We start from the raw sequence: 778 nt of genomic DNA, 5'->3' as shown, positions 1-778 counted from the left end.
GCGGCCACCATGACCGGGTCGAAGTGTGTGCCCGAGCACTTGCGCAGCTCCTCCACGGCCACCTCGACCGGCCGCCCCCCGCGGTAGGATCGGTCGGAGGTCATCGAGTCGAACGCGTCTGCCACCGCGATCACCTTGGCGAACTCTGGGATCTCGTCCCCGGCTATGCCTATCGGTTAGCCGGTGCCTTCGTGGCGCTCGTGGTGGTTCATGATCCCGGCGTAGGCCTCGTCGAGGAAGCCGATGCCGCGGACGATCTCCAGCCCGCGCATCGGGTGGAGCTGGATCGCGGCCAGCTCCGCCTCGGTGAGCGGCCCGTCCTTCTGCAACACCTTCGTGGGCAGGCAGAGCTTGCCGACGTCGTGCAGCATGACGGCGTAACGGATCGCGCGAACACGTTCGAGGCCCATGCCGATCTCCTGGGCGATCATGCTGTAGGCGAGCGAGTCCCGGGTGCAGTGGCCGCGGGTGTAGTAGTCCTTGGTCTCGACCGCCTGGCAGAGCGCCGCGATGGTGGCGTCGTACGAGCGCTGCTGGGCGTGGTACTGGCCGAACGCCCACCGGGCCACGAACAGCGGCATCAGCACCAGCACCGCCGAGATCGACTGCACGGTCGCCCACAGCCCGGCCACCAGCAACCCGAACGTGCCGTAGCCGAGGTAGGACAGCAGGAACTGGACCATGCCGCGCAGCGGCACCTCCGTGGCCCGCACGCTGGTCGCCAGGCTGATCATGGTCAGCGTGAGCACGATGTTGAGCGGCACGAAGACGGCGGTGG

General features: G+C 68.1%; 1 pseudogene. It reads right to left on the bottom strand.

The annotated features are described in order from the left end of the window. Positions 1-581 (bottom strand): annotated as a pseudogene (locus DMH01_RS42325) (HD-GYP domain-containing protein); the annotation flags it as partial. Between the last annotated feature and the right edge of the window lie 197 nt (positions 582-778).

Origin of the sequence: Amycolatopsis sp. WAC 04182, assembly GCF_003947465.1 — a bacterium.
In the GTDB taxonomy this organism is placed as follows: Bacteria; Actinomycetota; Actinomycetes; order Mycobacteriales; family Pseudonocardiaceae; genus Amycolatopsis.
The sequence above is the reverse complement of the archived record's forward strand: the minus strand, read 5'-3'. Positions and strand labels throughout refer to the sequence as shown.